At 67.0% G+C, this 14,963-nt stretch carries 20 protein-coding genes; 18 read left to right on the top strand and 2 right to left on the bottom strand.

The window, feature by feature from the left end; all coding sequences use genetic code 11:
* Positions 1-127: 127 nt before the first annotated feature.
* The 15 genes from M2352_RS24290 (at position 128) to M2352_RS24220 (ending at position 10,364) form a co-directional block, all read left to right on the top strand.
* Entirely contained in the window at positions 128-592 is a 465-nt protein-coding gene (locus tag M2352_RS24290) for a low affinity iron permease family protein (RefSeq protein ID WP_264667108.1), read from the top strand.
* 85 nt (positions 593-677) lie between these two features.
* Positions 678-1,019 carry a hypothetical protein gene (locus M2352_RS24285; protein WP_264667107.1) on the top strand — a complete coding sequence of 114 codons (342 nt, stop codon included), beginning with the start codon at positions 678-680 and terminating at the stop codon, positions 1,017-1,019.
* Between the two features lie 12 nt (positions 1,020-1,031).
* Entirely contained in the window at positions 1,032-1,193 is a 162-nt protein-coding gene (locus M2352_RS24280; protein ID WP_264667106.1) for a hypothetical protein, read from the top strand.
* Positions 1,194-1,289: 96 nt separating this feature from the next.
* Positions 1,290-1,844, top strand: coding sequence for a dCTP deaminase (dcd, locus tag M2352_RS24275; RefSeq protein WP_264667105.1), 555 nt, complete (start codon positions 1,290-1,292; stop codon positions 1,842-1,844).
* A gap of 46 nt (positions 1,845-1,890) precedes the next feature.
* Positions 1,891-3,177: a UDP-N-acetylglucosamine 1-carboxyvinyltransferase gene (murA, locus tag M2352_RS24270; RefSeq protein ID WP_264667104.1), complete on the top strand. Its 1,287-nt coding sequence runs from the start codon at positions 1,891-1,893 to the stop codon at positions 3,175-3,177.
* Positions 3,178-3,194: 17 nt separating this feature from the next.
* Complete coding sequence (locus M2352_RS24265; protein WP_264667103.1) at positions 3,195-3,662, top strand: DUF2948 family protein; 468 nt, start codon at positions 3,195-3,197, stop codon at positions 3,660-3,662.
* Positions 3,659-4,333, top strand: coding sequence for a deoxyribonuclease V (nfi, locus tag M2352_RS24260; RefSeq protein WP_264667102.1), 675 nt, complete (start codon positions 3,659-3,661; stop codon positions 4,331-4,333). The genes M2352_RS24265 and nfi overlap by 4 nt, the downstream gene beginning before the upstream one ends.
* Positions 4,334-4,435: 102 nt before the next feature.
* The gene (locus tag M2352_RS24255; RefSeq protein ID WP_264667101.1) at positions 4,436-4,612 is read left to right on the top strand and encodes a hypothetical protein; all 177 of its coding nucleotides are present in this window, start codon (positions 4,436-4,438) and stop codon (positions 4,610-4,612) included.
* Positions 4,613-4,771: 159 nt separating this feature from the next.
* On the top strand, positions 4,772-5,338 hold the full coding sequence (locus M2352_RS24250; protein WP_264667100.1) for a type 1 glutamine amidotransferase domain-containing protein: 567 nt from the start codon (positions 4,772-4,774) through the stop codon (positions 5,336-5,338).
* 296 nt (positions 5,339-5,634) lie between these two features.
* Positions 5,635-5,844, top strand: coding sequence for a periplasmic nitrate reductase, NapE protein (gene napE / locus M2352_RS24245; protein ID WP_264667099.1), 210 nt, complete (start codon positions 5,635-5,637; stop codon positions 5,842-5,844).
* Between the two features lie 17 nt (positions 5,845-5,861).
* A complete protein-coding gene (napF, locus tag M2352_RS24240; protein WP_264667098.1) occupies positions 5,862-6,392 on the top strand; it encodes a ferredoxin-type protein NapF in 531 nt (176 codons plus the stop codon).
* Complete coding sequence (locus M2352_RS24235; RefSeq protein WP_264667097.1) at positions 6,389-6,664, top strand: chaperone NapD; 276 nt, start codon at positions 6,389-6,391, stop codon at positions 6,662-6,664. Before napF ends, M2352_RS24235 begins: the two co-directional genes overlap by 4 nt.
* A gap of 42 nt (positions 6,665-6,706) precedes the next feature.
* The gene (gene napA, locus M2352_RS24230; RefSeq protein WP_264667096.1) at positions 6,707-9,199 is read left to right on the top strand and encodes a periplasmic nitrate reductase subunit alpha; all 2,493 of its coding nucleotides are present in this window, start codon (positions 6,707-6,709) and stop codon (positions 9,197-9,199) included.
* A gap of 20 nt (positions 9,200-9,219) precedes the next feature.
* The gene (locus M2352_RS24225) at positions 9,220-9,699 is read left to right on the top strand and encodes a nitrate reductase cytochrome c-type subunit (protein WP_264667095.1); all 480 of its coding nucleotides are present in this window, start codon (positions 9,220-9,222) and stop codon (positions 9,697-9,699) included.
* A complete protein-coding gene (locus M2352_RS24220) occupies positions 9,696-10,364 on the top strand; it encodes a cytochrome c3 family protein (RefSeq protein ID WP_264667094.1) in 669 nt (222 codons plus the stop codon). The genes M2352_RS24225 and M2352_RS24220 overlap by 4 nt, the downstream gene beginning before the upstream one ends.
* A 121-nt stretch (positions 10,365-10,485) precedes the next feature.
* On the opposite strand, the gene M2352_RS24215 is transcribed toward M2352_RS24220, so the two are convergent.
* Positions 10,486-11,475, bottom strand: coding sequence for a glycosyl transferase family protein (locus M2352_RS24215; RefSeq protein ID WP_264667093.1), 990 nt, complete (start codon positions 11,473-11,475; stop codon positions 10,486-10,488).
* Between the two features lie 128 nt (positions 11,476-11,603).
* Between M2352_RS24215 and M2352_RS24210 the strand changes: the two genes are divergently transcribed.
* Together M2352_RS24210 and M2352_RS24205 are read left to right on the top strand one after the other, a co-directional pair.
* Positions 11,604-11,891: a toxin-antitoxin system TumE family protein gene (locus M2352_RS24210; protein WP_264667092.1), complete on the top strand. Its 288-nt coding sequence runs from the start codon at positions 11,604-11,606 to the stop codon at positions 11,889-11,891.
* Positions 11,888-12,250, top strand: coding sequence for an HVO_A0114 family putative DNA-binding protein (locus M2352_RS24205; RefSeq protein ID WP_264667091.1), 363 nt, complete (start codon positions 11,888-11,890; stop codon positions 12,248-12,250). Before M2352_RS24210 ends, M2352_RS24205 begins: the two co-directional genes overlap by 4 nt.
* A 9-nt stretch (positions 12,251-12,259) precedes the next feature.
* On the opposite strand, the gene M2352_RS24200 is transcribed toward M2352_RS24205, so the two are convergent.
* The gene (locus M2352_RS24200; RefSeq protein ID WP_264667090.1) at positions 12,260-13,855 is read right to left on the bottom strand and encodes a hypothetical protein; all 1,596 of its coding nucleotides are present in this window, start codon (positions 13,853-13,855) and stop codon (positions 12,260-12,262) included.
* Positions 13,856-14,158: 303 nt separating this feature from the next.
* Here M2352_RS24200 and rpsB point away from each other — a divergent pair, with 303 nt between their 5' ends.
* The gene (rpsB, locus tag M2352_RS24195; protein ID WP_264667089.1) at positions 14,159-14,944 is read left to right on the top strand and encodes a 30S ribosomal protein S2; all 786 of its coding nucleotides are present in this window, start codon (positions 14,159-14,161) and stop codon (positions 14,942-14,944) included.
* Positions 14,945-14,963: the final 19 nt, after the last annotated feature.

The following is a 14,963-nucleotide window of genomic DNA, read 5'->3' as shown; positions in this document are numbered from 1 at the left end:
ATGCTCCGGGATTTCCCATGTCTGGAAAACCACGCCAACAGCGTGCGTTTTATGCCCGATTCAGGGACAGGACACCAGAGCGCTTGTTCCAGAGGATACGCCGGCCGGTACGAGGCAGGAGGTGAGAATGAACCGGTTTTTTTCGCGCTTCGCCCGCTGGGTCGAACGGCAGACGGGACGGCCCGCCGCCTTTGCCCTGGCCTTTGCCGTCATTCTGGTGTGGGCGGTAACCGGGCCCGTGTTCCATTTCTCCGACACTTGGCAACTGGTCATCAACACCGGCACCACCATCGTCACGTTTCTGATGGTGTTCATCATCCAGAACGCCCAGAACCGCGACACCGAGGCGATCCACCTGAAGCTGGACGAACTGATCCGGGTGGCTGCCACCGCGCGCAACGGCATGATCGACCTGGAGGAGCGGTCGGACGAGGAAATGGATGCGGTGAAACGGGACTTCGACCGTCTGGCCGAGTCCGCCGCGCACAGCCTGGAAAAGACCATCGACGAAAAGGTGGAGCAGGCCGTGGAGGAGGAGGTGGCGCAGGCGCTGACCAGACGCGGCCTCGGGCAGGGCGGCCCCCAGGCGTGACGGCGCGCGCGCCAAGCCTTGACAGCCCCCGGGCGGGACCGATCTACTGCCGTTTCCAATCTTTCGCATGAACGGTACTGCGGACATGGCGCCCATCAAGAAGAACCCGGCGGGTCTGAACCCGCTTCAGCTCAAGACCCTGACCCTGCTGCAGGAGGTGGCGCGTCTGGGCGGCACCCCGGCGCCGGAGGGTGACGGGGCCTTCGTCATCACCAGCCTGCCGCACGCGCACGGCAACCATTTCCACCTGGGCGATGCCGTGGTGTCGAGCCGCGACGCCACCGGGCTGAACAACCCCGCCGTCTGGACCGTGCTGGAGCGCAAGGGCATGATCGCCCGCAGCGAGGGCGGCCCGGTGGTCACCGCCGCCGGCATGGCCTACGACACCGGCCTGCGCGACGACATCCTGCACCGCTCGGACCACTGAGGGCCGGGGATCATGGCCGCCGGCAAGGGAAGCGACGCCAAGGCCGACCGCCTGGCCGCTGCACTGCGCGCCAACCTGAAGCGCCGCAAGGAACAGGCCCGCCGTCGGACGGACGAGGAGGAGGGAACACCCCCGCCCCCCGAACCGGACAGCACAAACGCCGGACAGGAATGAGTCCGGGCCGCTTGAGTAACCGCCCGCGCTCGGCTAAAACGCGGGCGGTTTTCCGTTTTCATCTTGGCTTTTTTCTTGGAAAGGGAGTGTGCGGCGATGGGCATCATGCCGGATACCTGGATTCGCGCAATGGCCGAGTCTCACGGCATGATCGAGCCGTTCGTGGACCGCCAGGAACGCTCGGGCGTCATCTCCTACGGTCTCAGCTCCTACGGCTACGACGCGCGGGTGGCCGACGAGTTCAAGATCTTCACCAACGTCGATAACGCCATCGTCGATCCCAAGCAGTTCTCCGAGAACAGCTTCGTGGACCGCAAGACCGACGTCTGCATCATCCCGCCCAACAGCTTCGCGCTGGCCCGCACGGTGGAGTATTTCCGCGTGCCCCGCGACGTTCTGGTCATCTGCCTGGGCAAGAGCACCTATGCCCGCTGCGGCCTGATCGTCAACGTCACGCCGCTGGAGCCGGAGTGGGAGGGGCACGTCACCCTGGAAATCTCCAACACCACGCCCTTGCCGGCCAAGGTCTATGCCAACGAGGGGCTGTGCCAGTTCCTGTTCCTCAAGGGCGACACGGTGTGCGAGACCTCCTATGCCGACAAATCGGGCAAATACATGGGGCAGAAGGGCGTGACGCTGCCGCGTCTCTGATCCGCACGCTCCTTATCCAGAACACGCACTCTTCGGGACAGACCTTATGGACAAGATCCGCATCCGCGGCGGCCGCCCGCTTCATGGCTCCATCGCGGTGGGCGGGGCGAAGAACGCCGCCCTGCCGCTGATGACGGCCAGCCTGCTGACCGACGAGACGCTGGTTCTGAAGAACCTGCCGATCCTGGCCGACATCAACACCCTGTGCAACCTGCTGCTCCAGCACGGGGTCGGCATCCGCATGGAAGGGGCCGGCGGCGATTGCGCCGGCCGGGTGGTGGAACTGACCGCCCGCGACATCACCAACACCACCGCGCCTTATGATCTGGTGCGCAAGATGCGCGCCAGCGTGCTGGTGCTGGGGCCGCTGGTGGCCCGCTGCGGCCAGGCGCGGGTGTCGCTGCCCGGCGGCTGCGCCATCGGCGCCCGGCCCGTGGACCTTCACATCAAGGGTCTGCAGGCCATGGGGGCGGAGATCGAGCTGGAGGGCGGCTACATGGTCGCCCGCGCGCCCAATGGCCTGCGCGGGGCGGAGTTCGTCTTCCCCAAGGTGTCGGTGGGCGCCACGGAAAACCTGCTGATGGCCGCCACCCTGGCCAAGGGCGAGACCAAGCTGATCAACGCCGCCCGTGAACCGGAAGTGACCGATCTGGCCCACTGCCTGGTCGCCATGGGCGCCGACATCAGCGGCATCGGCACCGACACGCTGCGCATCCGCGGGGTGGAACGGCTGCACGGCGCCACCCACCGCATCGTGTCCGACCGCATCGAGACCGGCACCTACGTCATGGCCGCCGCCATCACCGGCGGGCGGCTGGAGATCACCAACACCAGCATCGGCCTGATCCAGTCGGCGGTGACGGTGCTGGAACAGGCGGGCGTGGAATTCTCCCCCACCCCCGACGGCATGATCGTGTCGCGGGCCAACGGCGGTCTGGTCGGCGTGGACGTGATGACCGAGCCGTTCCCCGGCTTCCCCACCGACCTCCAGGCCCAGATGATGGCGCTGATGTGCACGGCCAAGGGGGCGGCCATGATCACCGAGACCATCTTCGAGAACCGCTTCATGCACGCGCCCGAACTGATGCGCATGGGGGCCAGCATCACCGTGCACGGCGCGTCCGCCCTGGTGCGCGGACGGGAGCGGCTGACCGGGGCGCCGGTGATGGCCACCGACCTGCGCGCATCGGTGTCGCTGGTGCTGGCGGGTCTTGCAGCGGCGGGAGAAACCATTATCTCCCGTGTGTACCATCTGGACCGCGGGTATGAGCAGCTCGAAGCCAAGCTGGCCGCCTGCGGTGCGGACATCGAACGGTTGACCGACGACGATTGATGCCTTTGAGGGGGGCCATGACCGCTGCCACGCCGATCCGCCTGCGGGCCGAGGATGCCGACGGCCTGCACGTCATCTCTGCCTGTTTGCAGGATGCGATCGTTCCCTTGACGGAAATGGCCTTCCAGCCGGACGAGGAACGGTTCGTTCTGGTGGTCAACCGCTTCAAATGGGAAACGGCGGACCAGCCGCGCACCATCAACGGCCCCACCGCCGACGACGATGGCCTCTACCCGTACGAGCGCACCCACTGCGCCGTGCGGTTCGAGGGGGTGCGGGCGGTCAAGGCCCGCGGCATCGACCTGAACGACCGCCACCAGATGCTGGAACTGCTGGCGCTGGAACCGGGGGACGCGGGCGTGACCCTGCATTTCGCCGGCGGCGGCGGCATCCGGCTGGAGGCGGTCCGCTGGGCCTGTCTGGCGGAGGATCTGGGCGATCCCTGGCCCACCGCCGCCAAGCCCCGCCACCCGGACACCGAATGACCGGCCCCGCCGGTCTCGAGCCTGAGAACTGGCCGGAAACCCCGGAACAGGCGGTGCCGGTGCAGGAACGCCTGCGCCGGCTGGTGGTGGTCCGCGACGATTTTCCCACCCCCCTGACCCGCATCGCCGCGGTGGATGCCCATTACAGCGAGCATGACGGCTGCACCTGGGCCGCGGTGGCGGAGATGGACCCGGACACGCTGGAGTTGACCCGCTCGGTCCTGCTGGTCCAGCCGACGCGCTTTCCCTATGTCCCCGGTTTTCTGTCGTTCCGCGAGGTGCCGGCCATGGCGGCGGCGCTGGCGCTGCTGCCGGTCCCGCCCGATCTGGTGGTGGTGGACGGGCAGGGCATCGCCCACCCGCGCCGTTTCGGCCTTGCCAGCCATCTGGGGGTGGTGACCGGCCTGCCGACCATCGGCGTGGCCAAATCGCGGCTGGTGGGCCGCTACGAGGAGCCGGGGCCGGAGCGTGGCGCCGTGTCGCCCATGTTCCACCGCAAGGAGATGGTGGGGGTGGCTCTGCGCACGCGGCCGGGCACGCGGCCGGTGTTCGTGTCGGCGGGGCACCGGGTGGGGCTGGAATCCGCGGTGGAGCTGGTGCTGCGATTCTCCCCCAGATGGCGCCTGTCGGAGCCGATCCGGCTGGCCGATGCGGTGTCGCGGATGCATTGAGCCGCCAGCCTGCAATTCCTGCGGATTCTTGCCGGCGGCGGAATCGTTTGTCCGGCGATTGCTTCATCCCTTATGCTTGCACAAAGGGCGGAAGGGGCGGGAATGCTGTCGTTCAAGGAAGCCGGGCACCTGGAATCGGCGCGCCATGGGCTGCGCCGGGCAACGGTCTCTGAGGCGTATGGTTATTACTGCGAGCATCTGGACGGGAGCGAGGCCCACAAGGCCGACGCTCAGGCGGCCAGCGAAGAGGCGGATCAGCTTATGCGGGACATGGCATAGAAGCTCCGGCCTCCGTCGGCGGGCGATGACGTTGCCTGTCCGTTGCGGCTGCGGCGCGGTGGCGGGCGCATGCGTTCGCCGTAGCCGTGGTGCGCAGGAACCGATGACGGTGTGTCCGGTTGGCGGGGCATCCCTGCAACCGCTGTGAAAGACACCGCCATGGCCCAGAAGCTGACCGGAAAGACCGTCGCCGTTCTCGCCACCGACGGATTCGAGCAGGTGGAACTGACCGAGCCCGTGAAAGCGCTGAAGGACGCCGGCGCCACCGTCCACGTCGTCGCCCCCAAGACGGGGCAGATCCAGGGCTGGAACCACCACGACAAGGGCGAGACCGTGCCCGTGGACGCCGCCCTCGATTCCACCGACCCCGGCCGTTACGACGCGCTGGTGCTGCCCGGCGGGGTCATCAACCCCGACGCCCTGCGGCTGGAGCCGAAGGCCATCGCCTTCGTGCGCAGCTTCGTCCAGTCGGGCAAGCCCATCGCCGCCATCTGCCACGGTCCCTGGACCCTGATCGACGCCGGCGGCGTGTCGGGGCGGCGGATGACCTCGTGGCCGTCGCTGAAGGCCGACCTGGGCAACGCCGGGGCCATGTGGGCGGATGAGCCGGTGGTCACCGACCGCGGCCTCGTCACCTCCCGTAAGCCCGACGACCTGCCGGCCTTCGTGAAAAAGATGATCGAGGAATTCGCCGAGGGCACCCACAACCGCCACGCCGCGGAATAGCCATCCATCGGTCCCTTTAACCGCTGCCTGTTTTCTGGCCAGCCCCCTCCGATGGGGGCTGGCCGCATGTGCATGGCTTTATAAAAGCATTTTCTGATTTGATAAAAATCAAAACGCAGAATTCAGAATAATTTCGAACATGATCGAAATGCAGCTTTCTTTATGAAAGTATTGTTTGGGCTGGAAAAACGATCCTATTCGGCTTATTCCTAAAGTGGTTCTGGTCAGAATACAGCCATTCGCGCACGCTTTAGGCGTGCCGTTGGTTGTAATTTCATCAGAGTGCGGTGGGCGTCATGAAAACAGCCTCTCCTCATCACCCAAATGGTGTACCCCCTTCGGCGCTGTCTCCCCAACCGGGCGACCGGCGGCGGGAGCTGTCCATGTTCGTGCTGCTGGCCTTCGTCATCTGGCCGTTTCTGGCGGTGGCGGTGGTGGGCGGCTATGGCTTTGCCGTGTGGATCGGGCAGATGATCTTCGGCCCGCCGGGACCGCCGCCGGTCTGACGGGGAGGTGCGCCACCATGCCCGACGACGTGGATTCGGGCCGCCGTGCCTTCTTGCGCGGGCGGCCCCGCCCCGGACCATCCCCCATCCGGCCGCCCTGGGCGGTTGAGACGCGCTTTACCGCCGCCTGCACGCGCTGCAACGCCTGCGTTCCCGCCTGCCCCGAAGGCATCGTGGCCATCGGGGACGGCGGCTTTCCGGTGGTGGATTTCCGCCGGGGAGAATGCAGCTTTTGCGGTGCCTGCGCCGATGCCTGTTCCCACCCGGTGTTCCAGCGGACCGATCCGGCCACAGGGGCGGTGCGGGCGCCGTGGGATCTGGCCGCGCTCATTGCCGAGCCGGCCTGTTTCTCCGTGCAGCGGGTGTTCTGCCGCAGTTGCGGCGATGTCTGCCCGCAATCGGCCATCCGTTTCCGGCTCGCCCCCGGCGGGGCGGCGCTGCCTGTGGTGGAGCAGGATGCCTGCTCCGGCTGCGGGGCCTGCGTGTCCGCCTGTCCCGCCGGTGCGGTGACCGTGCGGGCCGTTCAGAAAGAGGGGTTCGCACGATGACGATCGACCCGGTTCCCCCGATCCCCCAGGCGGCGGCGGAAATCCATCTGGCCTCCCTTCTGGTCCATGTGCGGCCCGGCATGGTGGACGGGGTGCGTGCCGCCCTGGCCGCCCTGGACGGGGTGGAAGTGCATCTGGAGCAGGATTCCAAGCTGGTGGTGACCCTGGAAGGCCCGCACGAGGGCTGGATCGCCGAGCGCATGACCGCCATCCACCTGATGCCCGGCGTGCTGTCGGCGGTGATGGTGTTTCACCACATGGACGCGGCCTGACGGGCCGCCACAGACAATCGAACAAGGAAAGGAAACGTCCCCATGATGGATCGGCGGGATTTCCTGAAGTCCCAGGCCGTGGCGGCGGCGGCGGCGGCGGGCGGCATCAGCCTTCCGGCGCTGGCCCAGACATCGGCGGTCGCGGGCGAGGATGCGGCGCTCACATGGTCGAAGGCGCCGTGCCGTTTCTGCGGCACCGGCTGCGGCGTGATGGTGGCGGTCAAGAACGACCGCGTGGTCGCCACCCACGGCGACATGCAGGCGGAGGTCAACCGCGGCCTGAACTGCGTGAAGGGCTATTTCCTGTCCAAGATCATGTACGGTCAGGACCGGCTGACCCAGCCGCTGCTGCGCATGCGCGACGGACAGTACCACAAGGACGGCGAGTTCCAGCCGGTGTCGTGGGACCGTGCCTTCGACGAGATGGCCCGCCAGTGGAAGCGGGTGCTGAAGGAGAAGGGGCCGGATGCCGTGGGCATGTTCGGCTCCGGCCAATGGACCATCTGGGAGGGGTATGCCGCGTCCAAGCTGATGCGCGCCGGCTTCCGCACCAACAACCTGGACCCCAACGCCCGCCACTGCATGGCCTCGGCGGCGGTGGCCTTCATCCGCACCTTCGGCATGGACGAGCCGATGGGCTGCTATGACGACTTCGAGCACGCCGACGCCTTCGTGCTCTGGGGCTCCAACATGGCGGAGATGCACCCCATCCTGTGGACCCGTATCACCGACCGCCGGCTGTCCCACACACACGTCAAGGTGGCGGTGCTGTCCACCTTCGAACACCGCAGTTTCGAGCTGGCCGACATCCCCATGGTCTTCGTGCCGGGAACGGATCTGGCTGTCCTGAATTTCATCGCCAACCACATCATCCAGACCGGCCGGGTGAACCGGGACTTCGTGGCCAAACACTGCAATTTCCGCCTGGGGCAGAAGGACATCGGTTATGGCCTGCGGCCCGAGCACGTGCTGGAGGTGCGGGCGGCCAACGCCAAGGATCCCACCGATTCCAAACCCATCGACTTCGATGCCTTCGCCGCCTTCGTCAGCGAATACACGGTGGAGAAGACCGCCGAACTGACCGGGATACCGAAGGAACGGCTGCTGGCCCTGGCCGAACTCTACGCCGATCCCAAGACCAAGGTCATGTCGCTGTGGACCATGGGGTTCAACCAACACGTGCGCGGCGTGTGGGTCAACCATATGGTCTACAACATCCATCTGCTGACCGGAAAAATCTCCGAGCCGGGCAACAGCCCGTTCTCCCTGACCGGCCAGCCGTCGGCCTGCGGCACCGCGCGGGAGGTGGGCACCTTCTCCCACCGCCTGCCGGCCGACATGCAGGTGGCCAACCCCACCCACCGCGCCCACGCCGAAAAGGCGTGGAAGCTGCCCGAGGGGCTGCTGCCGGCCAAGATCGGCTATCACGCGGTGCTGATGGACCGCATGCTGCGCGACGGGAAGCTCAACGCCTTCTGGATCCAGGTGAACAACAACCTTCAGGCGGCCCCCAACACCAACAACGAGACCTATCCCGGCTACCGCAACCCCGACAATTTCATCGTGGTGTCGGACGCCTATCCCACGGTCACCGCGTCGGCCGCCGACCTGATCCTGCCCGCCGCCATGTGGGTGGAGAAGGAGGGCGCCTATGGCAACGCCGAGCGCCGCACCCATTTCTGGCACCAGCTCGTGAACGCCCCCGGCGAGGCGCGGTCGGACCTGTGGCAGATCATGGAATTCTCCAAGCGCTTCACCACCGACGAGGTGTGGCCCAAGGAGATCCTGGACGCCAACCCCGGCTACCGCGGCAAGACGCTGTTCGACGTGCTGTTCCGCAACGGCACCGTGGACCGTTTCCCCGTCTCCGAACTCAACCCCCAGTACGGGAACCATGAATCGAGGGATTTCGGCTTTTACGTGCAAAAGGGGCTGTTCGAGGAATACGCCGATTTCGGGCGCGGCCACGGCCATGACCTGGCGCCCTTCGACACCTATCACGAGGTGCGCGGCCTGCGCTGGCCGGTGGTGAACGGGCAGGAAACCCGCTGGCGCTACCGCGAGGGGCTGGACCCCTTCGTTCCGGCGGGGGAGGGGGTCAAATTCTACGGCAATCCCGACGGCAAGGCGAACATCTTCGCCTTCCCCTATGAACCGCCGGCGGAATCGCCGGACAAGGATTTCGACCTGTGGCTGGTGACGGGCCGGGTGCTGGAACACTGGCATTCCGGGTCCATGACCATGCGGGTGCCCGAACTTTACCGTGCCATGCCCATGGCCATGGTGTTCATGCACCCCGACGACGCCCAGGCCCGCGGCCTGCGCCGCGGATCGGAGGTCACGGTGGTGTCCCGCCGCGGCGAGATCCGCACCCGCGTCGAAACCCGCGGGCGCAACAAGCCGCCACGCGGGGTGGTCTTCGTGCCGTGGTTCGATTCCGCGCGCCTGATCAACAAATGCACGCTGGACGCCACCGACCCGATCAGCAAGCAGACCGATTTCAAGAAATGCGCCGTCAAGGTGGTGCCGGTCTGACGAGGGGGAGGATCATCATCATGCGCCCGTTCCTGTATGCCGCGTTTGCGGTCCTGCCGTTCCTCGCGCCGGCCCTGCTGACGGCTCAGACCACGCCCCAGCGTGACGACCCGTTCCGCCCGCCGGTGGCCTTCACCGACGTCAACCCGGCGCCGCCGGTGCCGGCGGACGTAACCGACGACCGCCGGGTCGCCCGCAATTATCCCGAGCAGCCGCCGGTGATTCCGCACAACATCCGCGATTACCAGATCACCATCAACGCCAACCGCTGCCTGACCTGCCACAGCCGCCAGTACACGGCGGCGTCGCAGGCCCCCATGATCAGCATCACCCATTATGTTGACCGCGCGGGACAGACGCTGGGCGGGGTATCGCCGCGGCGGTATTTCTGCCTGCAATGCCACGTGCCGCAGACGGTGGCCCAGCCGCTGGTGCCCAACACCTTCACCGACATCGACAGCATGCTGAGCCGGCCCGCCCCCGGCGGGGGGCTGCCATGAGACCGTTGGGGAGACTGCCGGGATTCCTTGTGCGGCCCTGGCGGATCATTGCCGGCCCGGCCCGCACGCTCAGCCTGGGGTTCCTGACGCTGGGCGGCTTTGCGGCGGGGGTGATCTTCTGGGGCGGCTTCAACACGGCGCTGGAGGCCACCAACCGGGAAGCCTTCTGCATCAGTTGCCACGAGATGAAGAACAACCCCTATGAGGAGCTGAAGACCACCATTCACTTCACCAACCGCTCGGGCGTGCGGGCCACCTGCCCCGACTGCCACGTGCCCCACCCCTGGACCGACAAGATCGCCCGCAAGATGCAGGCCTCGAAGGAGGTGTGGGGCAAGATCTTCGGCACCATCGACACCCGCGACAAGTTCGTCGCCAAGCGCCGCGAATTGGCCGAGCACGAATGGGCGCGGCTGAAGGCCAACGATTCCCTGGAATGCCGCAACTGCCATTCGGCGGAATCCATGGACATCACCAAACAGGGGGCGCGGGCGGCCCGCATCCACCAGCAGTACCTGTTCACCGGGCAGCGCACCTGCATCGACTGCCACAAGGGCATCGCCCACCAGTTGCCCGACATGAACGGCGTCCCGCCCGGCTGGAGCGAGGCGGCGGCAACCCCGCGGGGAACCCTGGGGCATTGGCTGGCCGCGGCGCCGGAGTGAGCGCGGGGCTACCGCCCCGACCCCGTTTGGAGGCGGACGCCTCCAAGCCTCCCCCTTTTTTATAGATAAAAGAAAAGGGGGTTCGGGGCATCGCCCCGAACGGGTTTGGGCGGTAGCCCAATCATCCGGCGTGCCGGCTCTCCCACAAAGCCCGCGCCAGCGCCTCGGCCTCCTCTTGGCCTGCCGCCCGCCCCAACAGAACCAAGGCGACGGCGGCGGTGGCGATCACCACCGCCTCGCCTTCTTCGTCCCGTGCCTCTCCCGTCCACACGGCGCGGAAACGGCCCAGATCCATCACCGTGTCGTGACGCACGGCGGGTGTCTGGGCCATCGGTGCCCACACCGTGCTCCCCAAGGCGCCATTCGTGACGGTCAGCACCTCGCACGGCTTTTCCGGGCGCCGTTCGGCCTCGCCCCCTTCGCCCTTGAACACCGCCAGCCGCGGCTGGCCCAGCAGGGCGGCGGCCTTCTGGTGGGCGTCGCGGTAGGGGGGATGGGCCACCCCCATGATCTGGCACGGCGCGTCGAACGGGTTGAGCATCCGCGCCACCGTGTGCATGGGGTTGCGCAGGCCCAGCACCTTTTTCAGCCCGATGATCCCCTGCATGGCCGGGCTGAGCCGGGCCAGCGGCAGATAGGCGAAACGGTCCCGCCGCAGCCGCACCGCCGCATCCTCCAGCGACTCCGCCGGGGCGATGCCGAGCGCTTCCAATGCCGCGCCGGTGAACAGGCGCCCGGCGGTGTGGCCGTCGGTGCCGTGCATGAACACCGTCACCCCGTGGCGTGCCAGCAGCAGCGCCGACAGGATGAACCACGGCAGCCGCCGCGATTTCCCGGCATAGGCCGGCCAATCCAGAGCCACCGCCGGGCGTTCGGCGGGCAGGGGAAGGGCGTTGCGGCAGGCGCGGGTGAAACCGGCCAGCTCGTCGGGCGTTTCGGTCTTCACCCGGATCAGGCAGAGGAAGGCGCCAAGCTGGATCGGCTCCACCTCCCCGCGCAGGATCATGCCCACCGCGGCCTCCGTCTCCTCCAGCGTCAGCGAGCGGGACAGGGTCGGCCCCTTGCCGAGGATGCGGACGTACGGGGCGAAGGGATGTTCGGTCTGGCTCATGGCGGCGGTCCTGTCGGGTGGGCGGACGGTATGGCCGGCGCAGTATTCCAGACCCGGTGCCGTCCCGTCATCCGCCACGTGGGGGAGGGTGTTGATGGCGGTTCACCGTGATGGCATGATACGCCATCATGAAGGCCGTGCTGCTGATTCGCGAACGTGTTTCGTACCCCGACGGCGACTTGGCCGAAATGGTGGTGTGGCGTGTGCCCGACCCGGTGCCGCCAACCACCCATGGCTTCAAATACCGTTTCGTCTATGTGTCCGGCGGAACGCGGGTTCTGGGGTACGACAACGAGCGTGGAAAGGGCGATCACCGGCACACGGTGGACGGGGAGGAACCGTTCGTCTTTCAGTCGGTGGACGATCTGTTGGAACGGTTCGTTTCCGACGTTGAAGAGTACAGGAGGGGCCGATGAAGAAATCCATCGTTGTCGGCGGCAGCTTGCGCGATGCCGCCGCCCGTGTGGCCGAGGCGTGGAAACGGGCCGAACGGGGGGAGGCCGTCGAGCCGCGGGATACCGTCACCTTTCTCACGTGGTCATCCTTGGCGTCGGTGATGACCGATCGGCGCCATGCCCTTCTGTGCCATCTGCACGGCAACCCCTCCCCCAGCATCCGCGCCCTGGCGCGCAGTCTGGGGCGGGACGTCAAGCGGGTTCACGAGGATGTGACAGCCCTGGAGGCGGTGGGGCTGATCGAGCGTGAGGATGGGATGCTGCGCGCCGGTTACGACGAGATCCAGACGTCGATCTCCGTCACTCCACACGCAGCATAGCCCGTTTGCTCACTCGCTTTCCGGCAGGTCGCTCAGGTCCGGGTGGACCTTGTAGAGCTGGAACTGCGGCCCCTGGTGCAGCAGGGTCAGATGGGCCGGATCGGGGTTGGGGTTCCCCTCGGTGAACAGAACGTAAAGGTAATCGTAGCGCACCGGCCACGCATCCCAGTAGCGGGGCTGGCCGGGCACGCCCTCGTCCGCCGTGGCCAGGAGCTGGCTGACGGTGGGCGGGTCGCCGTCGTTGTCGTCCACCAGACCGCGGTATTCCGGGCGGATGGACAGGATCTGCTTGCCCGGCACGCTGAACGCCGTGGACACCAGCGCCGAGCGTTCGATCATGGCGATGCACGGCGCGTGGCTCAGCGCCTGGTTGGTCATGTCGTTGCCCGCCGGCTGGTCGGCGTGGGCCACCAGCACGGTGCTGCCGGGGTCGATCAGGTGCATCGACTCCTGCATGTCGGTGTTGACGTGGCGCAGCGCCTGCCAGTTCACCTGCACATCGACGAAGCGCACCAGCGCCACCCCCACCAGGAAGGCGTAGAAGGCGGTGCGCACCGCCCGGTCGCCGGCATCGAATCGGGCGAAGCCGACGATCAGGAACAACAGCGCCACCGGCAGCCGGGTGTCGGCCACCCACGACCCGAACAGCATGCGCGGCATGGCCATGAACACCGCCGTGCCCAGCACCAGGAACACCAGCCCCATGGGGTGCAGCGACAGAAGGTTGCGGCGCACGGCCCAGATGCCGCCCGCGGCCACCAGCCCCGCCACCGTCAGGTCGAAGGTGTCCCAATAACCCTGGATGATGAACATCAGCCCGTCGAGCTTGCCCGACGATTCCCAGATGTTTTCGGTGGACAGGCCCAGCGTCGGGCTGGCCAGCATCAGCGGGATCACCGGCAGGAACGGCAGGCCGAAGGCCAGGACGTCGGCGATGATCCGCCGCCGCCCGGCGGGCGTGCGCGTCAGGTGCCACGACCGCGACAGCAGCCACCCCTCCACGCTCAGCAGCGCCAGCCCGTACAGCCCGACGGCGAACAGGTGGCAGGCGAACAGCACCAGCACCGCCACCGCCGACACCGTGCCGCGGAACAGCGGCGAACGGTCCCGCCACGCGATCCAGCCGGCCAGCGCCCAGGTGGCAACACCCACCCCGAACAGGTAGTTCATGAAGCCGAACAGAAAGATCCCATTATAAAGGAACGGGAACACCACCATCGGCCAGGGAGACACCCGTCCGTACAGCGCCCGGTGGACCGCCATCGGCCCGGTGGCCATCAGCGCCAGCGTGGCAAAGACGAACAACTGTCCCGCCGTGTAGATGTCGGTGACGCGCATCAGCCGCGGCACCAGGATATCCATCACCAGATTGGGGATGATGGCCCAGTCGATCTCGTACAGGCGGGCCAGCATCGGGTCGCCGCCGATCCCGGCGATGACCCGCATCCGGCCCAGATGGTTGACGTAATCGGCCAGCGGCGGGATCTCGTCGGTGAAGACGGGGGCGGCGGCGGCCAGCAGCAGAAGGCAGAAGACAGGCACGAACAGACGGCCGGGCGAGGCGACTGCCTGCAGGACCGGCCGGAGAACGTCGGTGCGGCTCATGATGGGAAAGTCCAGGGAGCGGGAAGTGGACAGCGGAATTACTACCCCAAACGGGGCACCCTGACCAGATGAAAGCCTGTGACACTGTTTTGTGGGCAGACCCGCTGCATTTTCACAACAGGGGCTGTTGCCAAACCGGGCGGGGCGGGCTATGAAAGCGCCGTCGTCAAAACCACACGCGGGCTGGCGGGTGACCGGGCTGTCCCTGGACATCCCCCTCCGGTGTTTGCGCGTGCGCCGAATCGGCGCATGTTCAGGCCACGCCCGCGGCGGAAACAACCGGACCTGTAAGGACCAGATATCATGGCTATCCCGACCTTCTCCATGCGCCAGCTGCTGGAAGCCGGCGTCCACTTCGGCCACCACACCCGCCGCTGGAACCCCAAGATGGCGCCGTACCTGTTCGGCGTCCGCAACGGCGTGCACATCATCGATCTGGAACAGAGCGTTCCGATGCTGCACCGTGCGCTTCAGGCCGTGCGCGACGTGGTGGCCGGCGGCGGCCGCGTCCTGCTGGTGGGCACCAAGCGTCAGGCCCAGGAACGGGTTGCCGAAGCCGCCTCCAAGTGCGGCCAGTACTATGTGAACCACCGCTGGCTCGGCGGCATGCTGACCAACTGGAAGACCATCTCCCAGTCGATCAAGCGCCTGCGCGAGATGGAAGAGCGCCTGTCGGGCGACACGTCGGGATTGACCAAGAAGGAAATCCTGATGCTGACCCGCGAAAAGGAAAAGCTGGACCGCGCGCTGGGCGGCATCAAGGAGATGGGCGGCCTGCCCGACATCCTGTTCATCATCGACACCAACAAGGAATCGATCGCGGTCAAGGAAGCCAACAAGCTGGGCATCCCGGTCATCGCGGTTCTCGACTCCAACTCCGACCCGGACGGCGTGGCCTTCCCCATCCCCGGCAACGACGACGCGCTGCGCGCCATCGACCTGTACTGCGAGCTGGTGCAGGGCGCCGTGCTCGACGGCCTGCAGGCTGAAATGAGCGCCGCCGGCATCGACGTGGGCGCCCAGGAAGAAGCCCCGGAAGAAGCTCTGCCGGAAGGTGGTGAGGCTGAAGAGGCTCCGGCCCAGGCCTGATCCGCCGCATGGGGCAGCC

This window comes from Azospirillum fermentarium (genome assembly GCF_025961205.1).
Lineage (GTDB): Bacteria > Pseudomonadota > Alphaproteobacteria > Azospirillales > Azospirillaceae > Azospirillum > Azospirillum fermentarium.
The sequence above is the reverse complement of the archived record's forward strand: the minus strand, read 5'-3'. Positions and strand labels throughout refer to the sequence as shown.